Annotated in this window: 15 protein-coding genes; 7 read left to right on the top strand and 8 right to left on the bottom strand. The window is 71.9% G+C overall.

Going from position 1 to position 17,915, the window contains the following annotated elements:
* Window positions 1–267 precede the first annotated feature (267 nt).
* The 4 genes from ADY59_RS21130 to mtrA form a co-directional block, all read right to left on the bottom strand.
* The gene (locus ADY59_RS21130; RefSeq protein WP_053174996.1) at window positions 268–810 is read right to left on the bottom strand and encodes a ComF family protein; all 543 of its coding nucleotides are present in this window, start codon (window positions 808–810) and stop codon (window positions 268–270) included.
* A gap of 434 nt (window positions 811–1,244) precedes the next feature.
* On the bottom strand, window positions 1,245–3,014 hold the full coding sequence (locus tag ADY59_RS21125) for an LpqB family beta-propeller domain-containing protein (protein ID WP_049564687.1): 1,770 nt from the start codon (window positions 3,012–3,014) through the stop codon (window positions 1,245–1,247).
* Window positions 3,001–4,737, bottom strand: a complete 1,737-nt coding sequence (gene mtrB / locus ADY59_RS21120) for an MtrAB system histidine kinase MtrB (protein WP_049564685.1) — start codon at window positions 4,735–4,737, stop codon at window positions 3,001–3,003. The genes ADY59_RS21125 and mtrB overlap by 14 nt, the downstream gene beginning before the upstream one ends.
* A gap of 19 nt (window positions 4,738–4,756) precedes the next feature.
* Entirely contained in the window at window positions 4,757–5,434 is a 678-nt protein-coding gene (gene mtrA / locus ADY59_RS21115) for an MtrAB system response regulator MtrA (protein WP_043620615.1), read from the bottom strand.
* Between the two features lie 450 nt (window positions 5,435–5,884).
* Here mtrA and ADY59_RS21110 point away from each other — a divergent pair, with 450 nt between their 5' ends.
* From ADY59_RS21110 to ADY59_RS21090, 5 genes are read left to right on the top strand one after another with little or no spacing between them, the layout of a single operon-like run.
* Entirely contained in the window at window positions 5,885–6,904 is a 1,020-nt protein-coding gene (locus tag ADY59_RS21110; protein WP_231618817.1) for a DUF7847 domain-containing protein, read from the top strand.
* The gene (locus tag ADY59_RS21105) at window positions 6,901–7,518 is read left to right on the top strand and encodes a DUF4129 domain-containing protein (RefSeq protein ID WP_049564683.1); all 618 of its coding nucleotides are present in this window, start codon (window positions 6,901–6,903) and stop codon (window positions 7,516–7,518) included. Before ADY59_RS21110 ends, ADY59_RS21105 begins: the two co-directional genes overlap by 4 nt.
* The gene (locus ADY59_RS21100) at window positions 7,515–8,666 is read left to right on the top strand and encodes a DUF4350 domain-containing protein (RefSeq protein WP_049564681.1); all 1,152 of its coding nucleotides are present in this window, start codon (window positions 7,515–7,517) and stop codon (window positions 8,664–8,666) included. Before ADY59_RS21105 ends, ADY59_RS21100 begins: the two co-directional genes overlap by 4 nt.
* Window positions 8,656–9,636 carry an AAA family ATPase gene (locus ADY59_RS21095; protein ID WP_197093766.1) on the top strand — a complete coding sequence of 327 codons (981 nt, stop codon included), beginning with the start codon at window positions 8,656–8,658 and terminating at the stop codon, window positions 9,634–9,636. The genes ADY59_RS21100 and ADY59_RS21095 overlap by 11 nt, the downstream gene beginning before the upstream one ends.
* 10 nt (window positions 9,637–9,646) lie before the next feature.
* Window positions 9,647–11,020, top strand: coding sequence for a DUF58 domain-containing protein (locus ADY59_RS21090; protein WP_049564679.1), 1,374 nt, complete (start codon window positions 9,647–9,649; stop codon window positions 11,018–11,020).
* Between the two features lie 4 nt (window positions 11,021–11,024).
* On the opposite strand, the gene ADY59_RS21085 is transcribed toward ADY59_RS21090, so the two are convergent.
* Window positions 11,025–12,017, bottom strand: coding sequence for a stage II sporulation protein M (locus ADY59_RS21085; RefSeq protein ID WP_049564677.1), 993 nt, complete (start codon window positions 12,015–12,017; stop codon window positions 11,025–11,027).
* A gap of 51 nt (window positions 12,018–12,068) precedes the next feature.
* Between ADY59_RS21085 and ADY59_RS21080 the strand changes: the two genes are divergently transcribed.
* Window positions 12,069–13,043, top strand: a complete 975-nt coding sequence (locus tag ADY59_RS21080) for an RDD family protein (protein ID WP_049564675.1) — start codon at window positions 12,069–12,071, stop codon at window positions 13,041–13,043.
* On the opposite strand, the gene ADY59_RS21075 is transcribed toward ADY59_RS21080, so the two are convergent.
* The gene (locus ADY59_RS21075; protein ID WP_053174989.1) at window positions 13,037–14,380 is read right to left on the bottom strand and encodes a hypothetical protein; all 1,344 of its coding nucleotides are present in this window, start codon (window positions 14,378–14,380) and stop codon (window positions 13,037–13,039) included. The two genes, ADY59_RS21080 and ADY59_RS21075, sit on opposite strands and share 7 nt — an antisense overlap.
* A gap of 61 nt (window positions 14,381–14,441) precedes the next feature.
* Window positions 14,442–15,836 carry an LVIVD repeat-containing protein gene (locus tag ADY59_RS21070; protein WP_053174986.1) on the bottom strand — a complete coding sequence of 465 codons (1,395 nt, stop codon included), beginning with the start codon at window positions 15,834–15,836 and terminating at the stop codon, window positions 14,442–14,444.
* A 163-nt stretch (window positions 15,837–15,999) separates the two neighbouring features.
* Between ADY59_RS21070 and ADY59_RS21065 the strand changes: the two genes are divergently transcribed.
* On the top strand, window positions 16,000–16,635 hold the full coding sequence (locus tag ADY59_RS21065) for a DUF305 domain-containing protein (RefSeq protein WP_053174983.1): 636 nt from the start codon (window positions 16,000–16,002) through the stop codon (window positions 16,633–16,635).
* Here ADY59_RS21065 and ADY59_RS21060 read toward each other — a convergent pair.
* Window positions 16,632–17,867, bottom strand: coding sequence for an adenosylhomocysteinase (locus ADY59_RS21060; protein WP_049564671.1), 1,236 nt, complete (start codon window positions 17,865–17,867; stop codon window positions 16,632–16,634). The two genes, ADY59_RS21065 and ADY59_RS21060, sit on opposite strands and share 4 nt — an antisense overlap.
* Window positions 17,868–17,915: the final 48 nt, after the last annotated feature.

Here is a 17,915-nt window from a genome sequence, read left to right as displayed (position 1 = left end):
CCCGGCCCTGCGCAACCACGGACCCGAACGGGTGCCATGTTCAGACGCTATCCGGATCGGCGGCGAATGTCAGCCGGGGGATCGGACAAAGGATCACTTTCTGTGATTTTCGTACGGTGTTGCGGGCGTGACAGATGGCCGGTTACGGCGCCCGCATCCCTTATCCGTACGGGACATCGCCCCTCTGAGCTGCCCTACCCCCGCGAAGGGTTACGGACATGTGGCCCAGGAGGGAGGCGGCGGACTTGGATCTTTCTTTACCGACCGTCACCGGAATCGTTCCCGAACTTCTCGGCGTGTCGGCGCGGCGACGGGGAAGGCGCGCGGGGTCGCGCCGACGGTGATGGCGAGCGGCACCGGCGAGCCGGCGGCCCGGAGCGCTCTGGCGGCCTCGGACAGGGTGGCGCCCGTCGTGACGATGTCGTCCACGAGCAGCACAGGCGTCGCTGACGGCACTTCGGCGGGCGACCGGACGCGGAGGGAGGCAGCGAGGTTGGCGGCCCGCTCCGTGGCACTCAGGCCCGCCTGGTCGGCCACCCGTCGTGCCTGCCCGAGCGCGGGCCGGAGTGTGACGTCGAGCCCGCGGGCTCTCAGGCGCCGCACGGCCAGCGCGGCCAGCGTGCCGACCGCGTCGTGCCCCCGGCCCCTGAGCGAGCGCCGGGCGCTCGGCACCGGGACCACCGCGTAGCTCGCGGCCCGGCCGTACGCGCTGACGGCGCTCAGCGCGGTGAAAGCCAGCAGCTCCGCCAGGACGGCGGCCAGCGCCGCCTCGCCGCGCTCCTTGTAGGCGACGACGGCCCGGCGGAGCACGCTCGTGTAGGGGGCGGCCGACCAGCAGTCGGGCAGCCCGGCCGGGGGTGCGGCAGGACGAGGTCGAGCACGGCGTTCAGCACGCCGCCCATGATGCCGGTGACCACCGACAATCGGCTCACCCCAGGGCGAAGAGCGGCTCGTCCACGGCGGTGGCGGGCTTGGGGGGCCAGGGCTGCTTGTCCCGGCCGTACTCCAGGATCTCCTTGCCCTCTTCGGTGGTGGCCAGGATGACGTCGCCCAGGGCGGGGGGGCAGGCCCGGCGCTTGCTGGGCGAGGGNGCATCCGGCGGGCGGGGGCGGCCAGACCGGCCAGGCAGGTCTCGCACAGCCGCGCCCCGGCGGCGCCGCACCCCAGGCAGGGCTGCGGCAGGACGAGGTCGAGCACGGCGTTCAGCACGCCGCCCATGATGCCGGTGACCACCGACAATCGGCTCACCCCAGGGCGAAGAGCGGCTCGTCCACGGCGGTGGCGGGCTTGGGGGTCCAGGTCTGCTTGTCCCGGCCGTACTCCAGGATCTCGTTGCCCTCTTCGGTGGTGGCCAGGATGACGTCGCCCAGGGCGGCGAGCCAGGCCAGCCGCTTGCTGGTCGTGGGCAGCTGGACGGTCTCGCCGTCGCCCACGTTGATCTCCTTGACCACCTGGCCGGCCTTGGTCTGCACGAGGACCAGCAGGTGCTCGGAGTCGCTCCACGCGATGTCGCGGATCTCGTCGTCCCCCTCGGCCGAGATGAGCGTCTGGAAGTTGCTCAGCATCGCCCCCGCGCCGCCACCCGCCAGGGCGCCGACCTGGACCTGCTTCATCCCCACCCGGACGGCCACCCGCACGCCGTCGCGGGACATCCGCAGCGAGGTGACGTCGAGCCCCTGCAGGGCGGGGGCGGCGACGTGCTCGGGGCCCTTGCCGACCGACGGGTAGGAGCGCAGCACGCTGCCGCTCTGCCGGTCGTAGGTCCACAGGGAGCCGTCGCGGTGCCAGGAGGGCTCGGTCAGCTTCCCCGTCCCGCCGGGGATGGACTGCTGCCAGCGGCCGTCGGCGGCGTGCCGGGTGACCCAGATGCCGCCTTCCGTGGACAGGGCGGCGATCCGGTCGCGGTCCTTGGAGATGGCGAAGCCGGAGTACGTCTCCCCCGGCTGCCCGGCGGGCCCCACCAGCGGGTGGCCCTCGCCGTCGGTGCCGAGGATGTGCACGGCGCCCTTGCTGGTGTAGAAGACCTGCCGGTCCTCGACGGCCAGCCATCGCTCCGGCAGGTTGGCGGGCACGATGAGCGGCCCCGTCGTGAAGAACGGCTCGCCCTCCACCTGGACCTCCAGGCTGCGCCCGTTGGCCAGGCCGTTGACGCTCAGGCTGGCCCTGAGCTGGGCCTGCAGCCCCTCGCGGAAGGTGTCGGACGGGGTGAACGGGCCGGCCAGGTTGATGATCACGCGGTCCTCGCTGGACCTGATCGACAGCACCCGCGCACCGGGCGGGAACTCGTTGCCGACCGCGCCCTGCAGCGCGCTGGTCGGGCCCTGGATGACCCGCTCGACGACGGTCTCGGCGAAGCTCTCCGTCGCCTTGATGCGCAGCCGTACGCGGTCGGCCACGAGCCGGTCGGGCTCGCGGTCGCCGGCGGCGGTGCCGTTGAGGTAATAGAGATTCGTGGACCGGTACGCGCGCCGCACGTCGGCGTCGGTGAGCAGGAGGCCCTGCGGGAGCAGGTTGACCCGATAGTCGCCGTTGCGGTCCTTGACCAGGGTGATCGCCCGGCTGACCTTGTTGTCGTCGGCCGGGTCGACGGGCACGTAGGTGTCGTCCTCGTTGATCTGGGCGATCTTGGTGCCCAGGATCGTGACGATGGTCTCCTTCTTCTCCTTGTTCTCGACGATGTCGTCGAAGCGGAAGCCGTTGTCGATCACCGTGACGGGGCCGTCGGGCTTCCACACCCGCCTGGCCTCCTCGGTCAGGTACTTGGGCAGGATGCCGGGGTCGTCGGCGTAGGCGGCCATGGCGGCCTGGAGGCCCTCGACGACCTGCTGGGCGCTCCAGCCCGGCTCGGGTTCGACGGCGACCATGCGCTGGAAGGGCACGGTCACCGAGTCGCCGCCGCCGGCCTCCTCGATGGGGAACGGCCCGCCCACGGGGATCACCGCGCAGCCCGACATGGGCAGCACGGCCAGCGCGGCCAGCACGGCGGCGGCGCGGAGCCTGTCAGTCCTCGCCATGGCCGCCTCCGTCGCCGGTCGCCGGCAGCAGCACCGGGGTCATCTGGCCCCGCCAGGTGCGGCGCATCTCGATCTCGGGCGGCACCAGCGACAGCGGCGAGCCCTTGAGGTCGATCCCGGCGCGGCGCGGCAGCGTGAGCCGGAACTGCGAGCCCTCGCCGGGCTGCCCCCACGCCTGCAGCCAGCCGCCGTGCAGCGTGGCGTCCTCGCGGGAGATGGCCAGGCCGAGCCCGGTGCCGCCGATGGTCCTGGCGCGTGACGGGTCGGCCCGCCAGAAGCGGTCGAACACCAGCGTGTCCTCGCCGTTCTTCAGCCCGATGCCGTGGTCGCGCACGGCCACGGCCACGGCGTCGCGGTCGGCGCCGACGGTGACGACGACGTCGCGGCCCTCACCGTGCTCGATGGCGTTGAACAGCAGGTTGCGCAGGATGCGCTCGACCCGGCGGTTGTCTATCTCGGCCAGGCACGGCTCGTTGGGCAGCCGCAGCTCGAAGCGGGTGCTGTGGCGTTCGGCCAGCGCCTCGGAGTCGGCGATGGCGCGCAGCACCACGTCACGCAGGTCGACGGAGTCGAGGTCCAGGGTGGCGGCGCCCGCGTCGTAGCGGCTGATCTCCAGCAGGTCGGCGAGCATCGACTCGAAGCGTTCGAGCTGGGCCTGCATGAGCTCGGCCGAGCGTGAGGCCATCGGCTCGAAGTCCTCGCGGGCGTCGTACAGCAGGTCGGCGGCCATCCGGACGGTGGTCAGCGGGGTGCGCAGCTCGTGCGAGACGTCGGAGACGAACTGCCGCTGGACCTGTGAGAGCTCCTCCAACTGGTGGATCTTGAGCGCCAGGTTGGCGGCCATCTCGTTGAAGGAGGTCGCCAGCCGGGCCAGGTCGTCCTCGCCGCGCACCTTGAGCCGCTCGTCGAGCTTGCCGGCGGCCAGCCGTTCGGCGGCCTGGCGGGCCAGCCGGACCGGGCTGACGACCTGCCGGGTGACCAGGTAGGCGATCGCGGCCAGCAGCAGCACCAGCCCGAAGCCGACCACGACGATGGCCAGCCGGACGTTCGACAGCATCTGCTCTTCGTCGGCGAACGGGAAGAAGTGGTAGACCTCGTACCCGCCGTACGCGCTGATCATGGCGCCGATGACGAGCGTCTGCCGGGGCTGGCTCTCGCCGGCGAACTGGATCCGCTCGGTGAAGCGCTGCGGCGTTTCGATGAACTTCTCCGCCTGCCGCTGCAGCCTCTGGCGCAGCGCCAAGGGCACGTCGGCGGGCGTGACGTTGCCGGAGGCACGCGACTGGCCGGGCTCGGCGACGTTGAGGATCAGCACCTCGTAACGCTTCTTCGAGCCGTCGCCGCCCGTCCCGATGATGGCGTCCATCACCTCGTCGAGCGGGTCGGGTGGCACGGTCTTGCCGGCCTCGGCGGGCTTGGACTGGTCGTCCTCGTGGCGGCTGAGCGCGTCGGCGATGCGCAGCCGGTCGGCCGAGGCGTCACTGGCGGCCGACTGCTGGCGGCGTTCGATGACCGAGTTGTTGATCTGGTCCGACAGGAACGTGCCGAGCACCACCACCACGATCACCGAGATGACGAGCGTGCTGGTGACGACCTGGAGCTGCAGCGAGCGGCGCCAGATCCGCCGCGCCCTGCCCGCCGCACGCCTGGCCCGCCGGCGGACTCCGCCGAGTATCTGGCGGAGTGTCCGGCGGCGCGTGCGCCTGGTCGTCGTCGGGGGCATGGCGTGGCGTCAGGGCAGGTCAGGCGGGGCCGGCTTTGTAGCCGACGCCGCGGACCGTCACCACGATCTCGGGGTGCTCGGGGTCCTTCTCGATCTTGGCCCGGAGCCGCTGCACGTGCACGTTGACCAGCCGGGTGTCGGCGGCGTGGCGGTAGCCCCAGACCTGCTCCAGCAGGACCTCGCGGGTGAACACCTGGCGCGGCTTGCGGGCCAGCGCGACCAGCAGGTCGAACTCCAGGGGCGTGAGGTTGATGGTCTCCTCGCCGCGCTTGACCGAGTGGCCGGCCACGTCGATGGTGATGTCGCCGATCTGCAGGATCTCGGGCGTCGGCTCGTCGGTGCGGCGCAGCCGCGCGCGCACCCTGGCCACCAGCTCCTTCGGCTTGAACGGCTTGACGATGTAGTCGTCGGCGCCGGACTCCAGCCCGAGCACGACGTCGATCGTGTCGCTCTTGGCGGTGAGCATGACGATCGGCACCCCGGATTCGGCCCTGATCCTGCGGGCGACGTCGATGCCGTCGGCCCCGGGCAGCATCAGGTCGAGCAGGACGAGATCAGGGCGCGTGTCGCGGAACGCGTCCAGCGCCTTGTCGCCGTCGCTGACAAAGGATGGTTCGAAACCCTCACCGCGCAACACGATGCCCAGCATCTCGGCGAGAGCGGCATCGTCGTCGACGACCAGCACGCGACCTTTCATGGCCCCTCATTCGTTCTACGCATTCTGGGACATATCAGCACGATCGCTGAAGGTTACCCTTGGTCGGCGCATGTGTGGGACATGACACCGGGTAAAGGCGATATTGGCTCGCCCCCACGACCGCAATCTTCAGTCTGCGGTAACAGAGCGTCCTTCGGCCATCCCTGCGCGATATCCGTGGCACGAATCGACGCAGCGACACCACCGACCCGCCCAGCATGCCAGGATTGGGATATGTCAGACGGTCACGGTTCCACTCCCGAGACGCCCCGAGGCTGGGCCGCGGAGCAGCCTCCGCCCTACGGCGCGCCTCCGGCTTCCCCGTGGACCGCCCCAGGACAGCAACAGATCCCCGGTCAACCCCAGATGCCGCCCCCGCCGCCGCCCCAGGGTTACGGACAGGCGCCCTACGCACCTTACGGCCCCCATCACGGCCCCCATCCGCAGGCGATGCGCCCCGGCATCATCCCCCTGCGCCCGCTGCGGCTGGGCGACCTCTACGACGGCACGATCAAGCTCGTCCGGTCCAACCCCAAGGCCGTGCTCGGCCTGTCGGCGATCGGCGCGCTGCTCGGGACCGTCCCGCTGGCCGTCGGGCAGGCGTTGATGTTCGACAGCATGGGGTCCTTCATCGGCGACCCGAACTGGCTGACCCAGCCGGGCAACGACCTCACCGGCGGGTTCGTCGCGCAGTACGGCGGCACGATCGTCTCCTACCTGATCAGTTTCGTCGTCGTCACCGTGCTGACCGGCGTGCTGACCCGCATACTCGGCCGGGCCGTCTTCGGCGGCAAGATGACCGCCTCCGAGGCCTGGCAGGCCACCAAGAGCCGGATGCCCGCCCTGTTCGGCGTGGTCGGGCTGATGACGCTGATCATGCTCGCGCCCCTGGTGCTGCTGGGCGTCCTGCTCTGGGCGGTCGTCGCCGGCGGCGGCGTCGACTCACCGGAGGCGGCGGGCGGCCTCATCGTGGTCTTCCTCCTGCTGCTCCTGCTCTATCTCGGCTACGTGCTGTTCTTCCGCACCCGTTTCGCCTTCGCGCCGGCCGCCGTGGTCCTGGAGGGCCGGGGCCCGGTCGACGCGATGCGGCGCTCGTGGAACCTGGTGACCGGTGACTTCTGGCGGGTCTTCGGCATCCTGCTGCTCACCACGTTCGTGGTCGGCATGGTGGCGACGGTGCTCAACTTCCCGTTCACCATGGCCGGCACGCTGCTCGGGATGCTCGGCGGCGGCGCGCTGTGGACCATCGTGGTCGCCGCGGTGCTGATCGCCGTCGGCGGCACCGTCGGCGCGATGATCACCTATCCGTTCGAGGCGGGCGTCGCCGGGCTGCTCTACGCCGACCGCCGGATGCGGTCCGAGGCGTTCGACCTCGTCCTGCAGACCGCCGCCATCGAGCAGCAGCGCCAGGGCTGGGTGCACGCCTCGGCGGACGAGCTCTGGCACCCGTCCCACTCCGCCAGGCCGTGAGCCCGGTCGGCAGGGAGGAGGCCGCGGGGCAGGCGGCGCGCGAGCTCCTCGATCCCCGCTACGCCGACGAGTCCCTGCCCGACCGGCTCTACCGCTATTTCAGCCAGTTCGTCGGCGACCTGATGGACGCTGCCGCGGGCGGCGGCTCGGCCGGCGGGGTGATCGCGGCGGTAGTGATCGGGCTGATCCTGGTCGGGGTCGCCGCGCTGATCGCCTACCAGTTGCGCCGCACCAGCCGGCGCAACACGGCGGCCCCGGGGGCGCTGTTCGGCGAGCGCGCGCTCACCGCCGCCGAGCACCGCACGGCGGCGGAGCGGCTGGCCGCCGAGGAGCAGTGGACCGCCGCGATCCAGGAGCGGCTGCGCGCCATCGCCCGCGACCTGGAGGAGCGGGCGCTGGTCAACGGCATGCCCGGGCGCACCGCCGACGAGCTCGCGGCCGAGGCGGGCCAGGCCATGCCCACCTTCGCCGGCGAGCTGGCGGCGGCGGCCCGTTCCTTCGACGACGTCACCTACGGCGGCGTCCCCGGCACCCGCGAGACCTACGACAGCATGACCGGCCTCGACGACCGGCTCCGCGCCGCCCGCCCGATCCCGCTGGGAGGCCCCTCATGACCGCGGAGGCGACGCGGTCGCGGCCCACCACGCCCACGGCGAAGAGCCGATGGCGCGGCGGACGGTGGATCGCGCTGCTCGGGCTGCTCGTCGTGCTGGGCGGCGTGGTCAGCGTGCTGCTGGGCCCCGAGCAGGAGACCCCCCGCCCGCTCGACCCCGCCGACACGTCGCTGCAGGGCTCCAGGGCCCTCGCCGAGCTGCTGCGCGAGCGCGGCGTCACCGTGGACCGGGTCGACTCCGCCGAGGCCGCCGCCGCCCTGGGCGGCGACCGGGTCCTGGTGGTCACCGACACCCTGCACGCGTATTCGGGGGACCTGGACGGGATCCGGGGCGACCGCCTGATCGTCGGCGCGCCGCTCGGCGTGGAGGAGATGGCCGGCGCGAACCCGGTCGGCGCGGCCAGGCAGCGCTCCCGCGAGCCCGAGTGCTCCCTGCCGGCCGCCACCGCGGCGGGCAGCGCCCACCTCGGCGGCATCGCGTACTCCGCACCGCGCGGCACCACCGGCTGCTACCCGGCGGGCGACGGCTGGACGCTGATCAGCTTCCCGAACGGGAGCGGCACCACCACGGTCGTCGGCAGCGGCGAGTTCATGAGCAACCAGCGCCTGGCCGAGGACGGCAACGCCGCCCTGGCGCTCAACCTGATCGGCACCGGCAAGCCCGTCACCTGGCTGGTCCGCCCGGAGGTGCGGCCGTCGGGCGACCTGGCCGGCCCCGAAGGCGAATCGGTGTACGACCTGATGCCGCCGGGCATCCCGTGGGCGGTGCTGATGGCCTGCCTGACCGTGGTGCTGGTGGCGTTCTGGCGAGGCAGGCGGCTCGGCCCGGTCGTGGCCGAGCGGCTGCCGGTGGTGGTGCGCGCCTCGGAGACCGTCGAGGGCCGGGGGCGGCTCTACCGCGCCAGGCGGGCCAGGGGCAGGGCGGCCGACTCGCTGCGGGCGGGCACGATCGACCGGCTGACGCCCCGGCTGGGGCTGGCCTCGGGGGCCGGGCCGCACGAGGTCGTCGCCGCGCTGGCCGTACGGACCGGGCTGGACCCGCAGCAGGTCGGCGGCGCGCTGTACGGGCCGCCGCCCACCGGCGACGCTGAGCTGGTCGCCCTGGCCGGATACTTGGATTCCATCGAAAGGAAGGTCCGTGAACTTTGAGGAGACCACCCGCGTGACCGGGTCCGCGGACTCGGCCAGGGAGGCGCTGGGGGCGCTGCGCGCCGAGGTGTCCAAGGCCGTGGTCGGGCAGGACGCGGTGGTGACCGGGATGGTCATCGCGCTGCTGTGCCGGGGACACGTGCTGCTCGAAGGCGTGCCGGGCGTGGCCAAGACGCTCATGGTGCGCACGCTGTCGGCGGCGCTGTCGCTGGACTTCAAGCGGGTGCAGTTCACGCCGGACCTGATGCCGGGCGACGTCACCGGTTCGCTGATCTACGACACGAAGACGGCGGAGTTCGAGTTCCGCGAGGGGCCGGTGTTCACGAACCTGCTGCTCGCCGACGAGATCAACCGTACGCCGCCGAAGACGCAGGCGGCGCTGCTGGAGGCGATGGAGGAGCGGCAGGTGAGCGTGGAGGGCACGGCCCGGCCGCTGCCCGACCCGTTCGTGGTGTGCGCGACGCAGAACCCCGTCGAGTACGAGGGCACCTACCAGCTTCCCGAGGCGCAGCTCGACCGGTTCCTGGTGAAGCTGACGGTGCCGCTGCCGCCGCGCGATCAGGAGATCGCGGTGCTGGAGCGGCACGCGCTCGGCTTCGACCCGCGCGACCTGTCGCACGTCAAGCCGGTGGCGACCGCGGCCGACCTGGCGGCGGGCCGCGAGGCGGTCGCGGCCGTGCACGTGGCGCCCGAGGTGCTCGGCTACATCGTGGACGTGGCGCGCGCCACCCGTAACTCGCCGTCGCTGCAGCTCGGCGTCTCGCCGCGAGGCGCCACCGCGCTGCTGGCGGCCTCGCGGGCGTGGGCGTGGCTGTCGGGGCGCGCCTACGTGACCCCCGACGACGTCAAGGCGCTGGCCAGGCCCGCGCTGCGGCACCGCGTGCAGCTGCGGCCCGAGGCCGAGCTGGAGGGCGCGACCGCCGACGGCCTGCTCGACGGCATCCTGGCCTCGGTGCCGGTCCCGCGCTGATGGCACGCACATGACACTGACGGGACGCGCCGGCCTGCTCGCGGCGCTCGGGATCGTGGTGGTGCTGCTCGCGCCGTCGCCCGGACCTGCCGTGGCCGGCGTCTGCCTGCTGCTGGCCGCCGCGATCGTCGCCGACCTGACGCTGGCGGGCGCGGTGCGGCCGCTGCGCCTGCACCGCTCGGGCGAGCGGCTGGTACGGCTGGGCGCGCAGGCCACGGTCGAGCTGGTCGTGGAGAACCCCGGCCGCAGGCGCGTACGCGGCGTGCTGCGTGACGCCTGGCCGCCCTCCGCCGGCGCCGAGCCGCGCGTGCTGAAGCTGGACGTGCCGCCGGGCGAGCGGCGCAAGCTCGTCGTGACCCTCACCCCGGCCAGGCGCGGCGACCGCGAATCGGTCTCGGTGACCGTGCGCTCGCTCGGCCCGCTCGGGCTGGCCGCCCGGCAGGGCAGCCACAGCTCGCCCTGGTCGGTGCGGGTGCTGCCGCCGTTCCTGTCGCGCAAGCACCTGCCGTCCCGCCTGGCCAGGCTGCGCGAGCTCGACGGCCGGCATCCGGCGCTGGTGCGCGGGCAGGGCACCGAGTTCGACTCGCTGCGCGAGTACGTGGTCGGCGACGACGTACGCTCGATCGACTGGCGGGCCACCGCCCGCCGCCACGACGTGGTCGTGCGCACCTGGCGTCCCGAACGCGACCGCCGGGTCATGATCGTGCTCGACACCGGCCGCACCTCGGCCGGCCGGGTGGGCGAGGCGCCGATCCCGCTGGCCGGAGCCGCCGTCGAGGGAGGCGGCCTGCTGGCACGTCCCGACCCGCGCCCGGTGCCCGGCTGGCCGCGCCTGGACTGGTCGATGGACGCCGCGCTGCTCCTGGCCGCGCTCGCCGCCAGGGCCGGCGACCAGGTGGACTTCCTGGCCTACGACCGGGCCGAGCGCGCCCGGGTGACCGGCGCGTCCCGCACGGAGCTGCTGTCGTCGCTGGTCAACGCGATGGCGCCGATCGAGGCCGAGCTCATCGAGGCCGACTCCCAGGGCATGGTGGCCGCGATCCTGGCCCGGGCCAAGCGCCGCTGCCTGGTCGTGCTGCTCACCGACCTCAACTCGGCCGCCCTGGACGAGGGGCTGATGCCGGTGCTGCCGCAGCTGTCCTCCCGCCACCTGGTGCTGGTGGCCGGCGTCTCCGACCCGCTCGTCGCCGCCATGGCCGGGCAGCGGAGCACCGCCGAGCAGGTGTACGACGCGGCGGCGGCCGAACGCGCGCAGCTCGAACGCCGGCGCATCACCGCCCGGCTGCGCCGCCACGGCGTCGAGGTCGTGGACGCGCTGCCCGACGACATCGCCCCGGCCCTGGCCGACGCCTACCTCGCGCTCAAGGCCGCCGGACGGCTGTAGGAGGTCAGGCGCTCGGGGCCACGTCCGGGGCCCGTTCGAGGTCGCCCGTCTCGCCCTCGCGGGCCGCGCGCCTGCCGAGGACGACCACGTACGCCAGGAAGACGAGCTCGGCGAGCACGCCGATGCCCACGCGGGCGGCGGTCGGCAGCCCGGACGGGGTGACGAACGCCTCGATCAGCCCCGACACGAACAGCACCGCCACCAGCCCGAGCGCCACCGCCATCACCGCGCGGCCCTGCTCGGCCATGACCTCGGCCCGCCTGCGGTGACCCGGGTCGATGACCGCCCAGCCCAGCCGCATGCCGACGGCCGCGGCGAGGAAGACGGCGGTCAGCTCCAGGAGGCCGTGCGGGGTGATCAGGCCGAAGAAGATGTCCAGCTTGTCGCGGGAGGCCATGAGGCCGCCGGAGACGGCGACGTTGGCCGCGTTCTGGAACAGGACCAGCGGGATCGGGATGCCGAGGAAGATCGCGTACACGATGACCTGCAGCGACACCCACGCGTTGTTGATCCACACGCGGCTGGCGAACGACGCCGCCGGGTTCTCCGAGTAGTAGTCGGCGAAGTCGTGCTCGACCAGCCGCGTGATCTCCTCGGGTGAGGCGATCGCGGCCTGCACCTCCGGGTTGGCCGCCACCCAGGCGCCGATCACCCACGAGAGCGCCAGGAACGCCAGCGAGGTGCCCAGCCACCACCATCGCGCCCGGTAGGCCACCACCGGGAACGACACGGTGAAGAACCGCACCAGCTCCCGCCAGGCCGGCGTGCGCGTGCCCGTCACGGCCGACCGCGCCCTGGCCACCAGCGCCGACAGCCGTCCGGCCAGCATCGCGTCGGGCGTCGAGGAGCGGACGATCGACAGATGCGTGGACACCCGCTGGTAGAGGTCGACCAGCTCGTCGACCTCCGCCCCCGTCAGCGAGGAGCGGCGCTTGATCAGCTGATCGAGCCGCTCCCAGACCGGGCGGTGCGCGGTGACGAAGGCGTCGATGTCCACCTGACCATTGTGGCCGGTATGTCAGCTGCCCATAGCCGTTAGGCTCCACATATGTCGGAGGTTGTGACCGGTGACGCCGTCGTCCTCGAAGTGCGGGTGGCGCAGATGCCCTCGCGGTTCCTGGCGCTGCTCATCGACATGGGCGTCCAGCTCACCGTGCTGATCGGCGCGTTCGTGCTGCTGGAGGCGTTCGCGGTGATCTCGGACCCGGCGATGTTCGCCGCGGTCTCGATCACGATGGTGGTACTGGTCCTGGTCGGCTATCCGGTGATCTTCGAGACCGCCAGCCGGGGGCGCAGCCTCGGCAAACTGGCGCTCGGGCTGCGCGTCGTGAGCGACGACGGCAGCCCCGAGCGGTTCCGGCAGGCGCTGTTCCGGGGGCTGGCCGGGGTGATGGAGTTCTGGATGTTCTCCGGGGCGCCGGCGTTGATCAGCTCGCTGATCTCCCAGCAGGGCAAGCGGCTGGGCGACCTGTTCGCCGGCACCATCGTGATCGCCGAGCGCGGGCCGCGTGACGCCGGCCAGGCCATCGTCATGCCACCGCCGCTGGCCGCCTGGGCGGCGACCCTGGAGCTGTCGCAGCTCCCGATGGAGGTGGCCGCCGCCGCCCGTCAGTACCTGTTGCGCTGGCAGCAGCTGTCGCCGCAGGTCCAGCACGAGATGGGCGTCCGCATCGCGACCCAGACGGCCTCCTACGTCTCACCGGCCGCGCCGGCCGGCGTCCCGCCGCACGCCTACCTGAGCGCCGTCCTCGCCGAGCGCCGCCGCCGCGACCAGCTCCGCCTCGCCCAGCGCATGGGCACCCAGCCCGGCCAGTGGGCGCCCGGCCCAGGAGCGCCACCGACGTGGCAGGCGCCCTTCGGGGGCGCCCCCGCTCCTCCGACGGGCCCGCCGGCGCCGTACGCGCCGCCGGGGGTCGCGGGCCCACTCCCCGGCGGGTCCCCGTACGGGCCGCCCGGGGCGGGGGGTGGACCGTCCGAGGTGGGGCCGGAGGTCACGGCCGGGGGGTTCGTGCCACCTCAGTAGGCGTTCTGGGTCTGGGCGTTGAGCGACTTCTGGCGGACCTTGGCGGCCGGATCGGTGCGCGGGTCGGTGATGCGCAGGACGTCCAGGCCGAGCTGGATGTCGCTGCTGTAGATGTGGCCGTTGTAGTAGTAGGCCGACCAGGAGCCGGCCATGTCGCGGGGCTTGAAGGCGGCGCGGTCGAAGTAGCCGATCTCGGCGGGCCTGGCGGAGTCGGTGAAGTCCCAGATCGACACCCCGCCCTGGTACCAGCCCTGGACCATGATGTCCCGGCCCTTGACCGGGATCAGCGAGCCGTTGTGCGCCACGCAGTTCTCGGACCGGCCCTGCTCCCGGGGGATCTTGTAGTAGCTCCGCTTGACGAGCTTCCCGCCGGTGATGTCGTAGACGGCGTTGGCCCCGTGCTCCGGCCCGGTGCTCTTGAGGCAGGTGGCCATCACGCCGCCGCCGAGCTCGTCGGTGAAGACGACCTTGGTGCCGCTGTTGTTGAACGTCGCCGAGTGCCAGAACGCGAAGTTCTCGTCGGTGACCCTGGCGGTGACCTTCGGGCGTTCCCGGTCGGAGATGTCGATCAGCACGCCGTCGCCCATGCAGGCCCCGGCGGCGAGGTTCCTGGCCGGGTAGACGGTGATGTCGTGGCAGCCGCTGGTTGCCGACGCGGCTCCGTCGCCCCGCTCGTTGCCGCCGTCGGGGAACAGCACGGGCCTGGCCACGACCTTGGCGGCCGACGGCTTCTTGAGCGGCACCTTGACGATGGAGATCCGGTCGTGCGGCGGCTTGCAGCCGGGGAAGATGTCGCCGGGCCCGTACGAGGAGACGTACAGGTAGACGGTGTCCTTCGAGGCGCCCGGCACCAGCGTGTGCGTGTGGGAGCCACAGGCGGTCTCGATGGACTTGACGTACTTGGGCCGCTTCTTGGAGCTGATGTCGAAGATGCGGATGCCCTCCCAGGAGCCCTTGTCGGTCGGGGAGGCGCTGCGGGTCTTGCAGGAGTCGCTCGCGACGGACTCGTCCACGGACAGGAAGAGCAGGTCGCCCTTGACCGAGACGTCGCCCTGCGCGCCGTAGCAGGAGACGCGGCTGACGACCTTGGGCTTGGCCGGGTTCGCGATGTCGTACACGGTGAACCCGTTGTAGTTGCCCTGGTAGGCATAGGTGCCCTGGAAGGCCAGGTCGCTGTTGTACGCCTGCCGCGACGCGAACGGGGCCTGCTTGGGCACGTTGGCCACGTGTTCGACGTTGGCGCTGGTCCTGACGTCGTCGGCCGCGTGAACCGGTGACGCCGTCAGGACCAGCGCCGCTCCTGCCAGCGCCAGGGCGCGGCCGAGTCTGGACGCCACGGGGGGACCTCCTGTCAGGGGTGATCTACGAGGTCCCCCACTATGTCAGGAAATAATCGGGCTAGTGATGGTGGCCCCGCTCCCGGTACGACTCCTGCGTCTGGGCGTTCAGGTCGTCGAACCGCACGCCGTTCGCCCGGTTGGTCCGCGGGTCGTCGATCTTGAGCACGTCGAGACCCTGGTTGAAGTCGGAGCCGTAGATGTAGCCGTTGTAGTAGTACGCGGACCAGAAGCCGCCCGACAGCGCCGGCGCGGTGTTGTCCGGGCCGCGCTCGAAGAAGGCGATCTCCTGCGGGTTGGCCGAGTCGGTGAAGTCGACCACCGAGATGCCGCCCTGGTACCAGGCCTGGACCATGATGTCCTTGCCCTTGACCGGGATCAGCGAGCCGTTGTGCGCCACACAGTTCTCGGTCGCGTCCTGGTGACGGGCGATCTTGAAGTAGCTCTTGAACTGCAGCTGGCCGCGGACGATGTCGTAGTAGGCGTTGGCGCCCCGGGTCGGCCCGATCTCGGGGTTGCAGGTGGCCCTGGTGCCGCCGCCGAGCTCGTCGGTGAAGATCACCTTGTCGCCGCGGTTGTTGAAGGTGGCCGAGTGCCAGAAGGCGAAGTTCGTCTCGTCCCTGACGGTCGCGGTCACCCGGGGACGCTCCGGGTTGCGGATGTCCATGAGGATGCCCTCGCCCATGCAAGCGCCGGCGGCGATGCCCTTCTCCGGGTAGGCGGTGATGTCGTGGCAGCCGGTGGTGGCGGACTTGCCGTCCGGGTACGACCCGGGCATGCCGGGGAAGCCGCCGTCGGGGAACAGGTTGGGCGCCGAGATGACCGACGCGGAGGCCGGGTCACGCAGCGGCACCTTGATGATCGAGATCAGGTCGTGCGGCGGCTGGCAGTCGGGGAAGGCCGCGTTGGGGCTGTAGGACGAGACGTAGATGTAGACGTTGCGGCCCCGGCGGTCGGGCACCAGCGTGTGCGTGTGGGAGCCGCAGTTGGTCTCGACCGACTTGACGTAGCGCGGGTTGGTCTTGTCGCTGACGTCGAAGATCCGGACGCCCTCCCACGATTCCTTGACCGACGCGCTCTGCCCCGTGCTGCTGCAGGAGTCGTCGTTGCGCGAGGAGTCGACGGACCCGAACAGCAGGTTCCCGTAGACCGACACGTCCATCTGGCCGCCCGGGCACAGCACGGAGCTGACCAGGGAGGTCCGCTTGGGCTTGCGGATGTCGTAGATGGAGAACCCTGAGTAGTTGCCGACATAGGCGTAGTTGCCCTGGAAGGCCATGTCCGTGTGGATGTCGGGGAGGGCCTCGGGCTTGGGCACGTTGGTGACGTGCGTGATGTTGGGGCTCATGACGATCTCGCCGGGAGCCGGGATGTCCGCCGCCTGCGCGGGGATGCCGGCCATCGCCAATGCGATCGCGGCTCCCGCGAGGGTGAGGGCTCGTCGGGGTAACAACACCTATCCTCCTATAAAGGGGACATAAATGTATGAAATCTTCACCCCTGACGGTCACGCCGACCAGCACGCAAGTTGTCAAAACTTATACCTGTTTGCCCTCTTCTAACGATCATTCTTACGGCCTAGAATCCGCAGTTCCGACCGAAATCAGTCAGGAGGCTGAGTGCGCGCAGCGCTCATCGTCGTCGTCACGGGCACACTGATCGTCCTGTCGGGCTGCACCTCCGACCCCGCGCCGCAGGCACCCCGGGCCGGCTCCACCGCACCGGTGATCGCGCCGGGCCGCCCCGGCGAGGAGGCCAGGACCCTCTCCCCCGCCGAGGCCGCCACCGCGGCCCCCACCCCCAGCGCGAACGCCGCGGACGTCACCTACGTCCAGGACATGATCGTCCACCACCAGCAGGCGCTCGACATGGCGATCCTGGCCCCCGGCCGGGCGGCATCGGCCAAGCTCAAGAGCCTGGCCTCGCGGATCGCCGACACCCAGGGCCCGGAGATCCAGTGGATGCGCACCTGGCTCCAGGAGCAGGGCCAGCGCGTCCCCGACCACCACGCGGCCCACGAGGGCATGCCCGGCATGGCCACGCCCGAGCAGCTCGCCGGGCTCAAGGCCGCCACCGGCGAGGACTTCGACGCCCGGTTCCTGCAGCTCATGATCGCCCATCACCAGGGCGCGATCGAGATGTCGGAGCGGGTGCTGACCGGCGGCTCGCACATCAGGATCGAGGAACTGGCCAACGACGTCGCCGTCACCCAGACGGCGGAGATCAGCCGGATGCGGGAGATGCAGGCCGGCTAGGAGCCCGAACGCCAGGAGTGCAGGTACGTCTCCTGCTCGGCCGTCAGCTCGTCGATGGCGATCCCGGTGGCCGCCAGCTTGAGGCGCGCCACCTCCTGGTCGATGTCCGCCGGCACGTCGTACACGCCGGGGGCGAGCCCGGCCCGCTCGCGGGCGAGCCAGGCGACGGCGAGGGCCTGCGCGGAGAACGACATGTCCATCACGGCAGCCGGATGCCCCTCGGCGGCGGTCAGGTTGACCAGCCGCCCCTCGGCCAGCAGCAGCAGCCTGTGCCCGCCGGGCAGCACGTACTCGTCGGTGTTGGGGCGCACGCCCCGGTGCACCTCCACGGCCAGCTCGTCCAGCGCCCGCACGTCGATCTCGACGTCGAAGTGCCCGGCGTTGGCCAGGATCGCGCCGTCCTTCATCACGGCCAGGTGCTCGGCCCTGACCACGTCACGGTTGCCCGTCACGGTGATGAACAGGTCGCCCACCACGGCCGCCTGCTCCATCGGACGGACCTCGTACCCCTGGAGGGTCGCGTCGAGCGCCTTGACCGCGTCGATCTCCGTCACGATCACCCGCGCGCCCAGCCCCTTGGCCCGCTCGGCCACGCCGCGCCCGCAGTAGCCGAACCCGGCCACCACCACGGTGCGCCCGGCCAGCATGGTGTTGGTGGCCCGCATGATCCCGTCGAGCGTCGACTGCCCGGTGCCGTAGCGGTTGTCGAACATGCGCTTGGTGCGGGTGTCGTTCACCGCCACGACGGGGAAGCGCAACGCCTGCTCGGCGGCCATCTGCCGGAGCCGGATGATGCCCGTCGTGGTCTCCTCGCAGCCGCCGCTCACGCCGCCGAGCAGGTCGGTCCGCTCGGTGTGCAGGATGTTGACCAGGTCGCACCCGTCGTCGAGCACCAGGTCGGGCGCGAGGTCGAGGGCCTGGTGGATGTGCCGGTAGTAGGCGGCCCTGTCGACGCCCGCGCGCGCGTGCACGGCCATCCCGTAGGAGCGCAGCGCCTCGGCCACGTCGTCCTGCGTCGACAGCGGGTTGGAGGCGGCCAGCGCGATCTCGGCCCCGCCCGCCTTCAGCGCCCCCATCAGCACCGCCGTCTCGGCGGTGACGTGCAGGCAGGCGGCGATCCGCAGCCCGTCGAGCGGTCGCTCGGCCGCGAACCGCTCCCCTATGGCGGTCAGCACCGGCATCGCGCGGGCGGCCCAGCTGATCTGCCGCTCCCCGCTCTCCCCCAGGTCCATCGACTCTCCTTACGACGGAGGAGCCGGCGCGCACCGCGCACCGGCTCC

The sequence above is a fragment of the Nonomuraea sp. SBT364 genome (genome assembly GCF_001083785.1).
In the GTDB taxonomy this organism is placed as follows: Bacteria; Actinomycetota; Actinomycetes; order Streptosporangiales; family Streptosporangiaceae; genus Nonomuraea.
This window is presented reverse-complemented; position numbering and strand designations above follow the sequence as displayed.

Bases quoted from the DNA above. Each gene is read 5' to 3' on its own strand.
- ADY59_RS21125 (WP_049564687.1), bottom strand. From the start codon at position 3,014: ATGGCGAGGACTGACAGGCTCCGCGCCGCCGCCGTGCTGGCCGCGCTG.
- mtrB (WP_049564685.1), bottom strand. From the start codon at position 4,737: ATGCCCCCGACGACGACCAGGCGCACGCGCCGCCGGACACTCCGCCAG.
- mtrA (WP_043620615.1), bottom strand. From the start codon at position 5,434: ATGAAAGGTCGCGTGCTGGTCGTCGACGACGATGCCGCTCTCGCCGAG.
- ADY59_RS21110 (WP_231618817.1), top strand. From the start codon at position 5,885: ATGCGCCCCGGCATCATCCCCCTGCGCCCGCTGCGGCTGGGCGACCTC.
- ADY59_RS21100 (WP_049564681.1), top strand. From the start codon at position 7,515: ATGACCGCGGAGGCGACGCGGTCGCGGCCCACCACGCCCACGGCGAAG.
- ADY59_RS21090 (WP_049564679.1), top strand. From the start codon at position 9,647: ATGACACTGACGGGACGCGCCGGCCTGCTCGCGGCGCTCGGGATCGTG.
- ADY59_RS21080 (WP_049564675.1), top strand. From the start codon at position 12,069: ATGTCGGAGGTTGTGACCGGTGACGCCGTCGTCCTCGAAGTGCGGGTG.
- ADY59_RS21060 (WP_049564671.1), bottom strand. From the start codon at position 17,867: ATGGACCTGGGGGAGAGCGGGGAGCGGCAGATCAGCTGGGCCGCCCGC.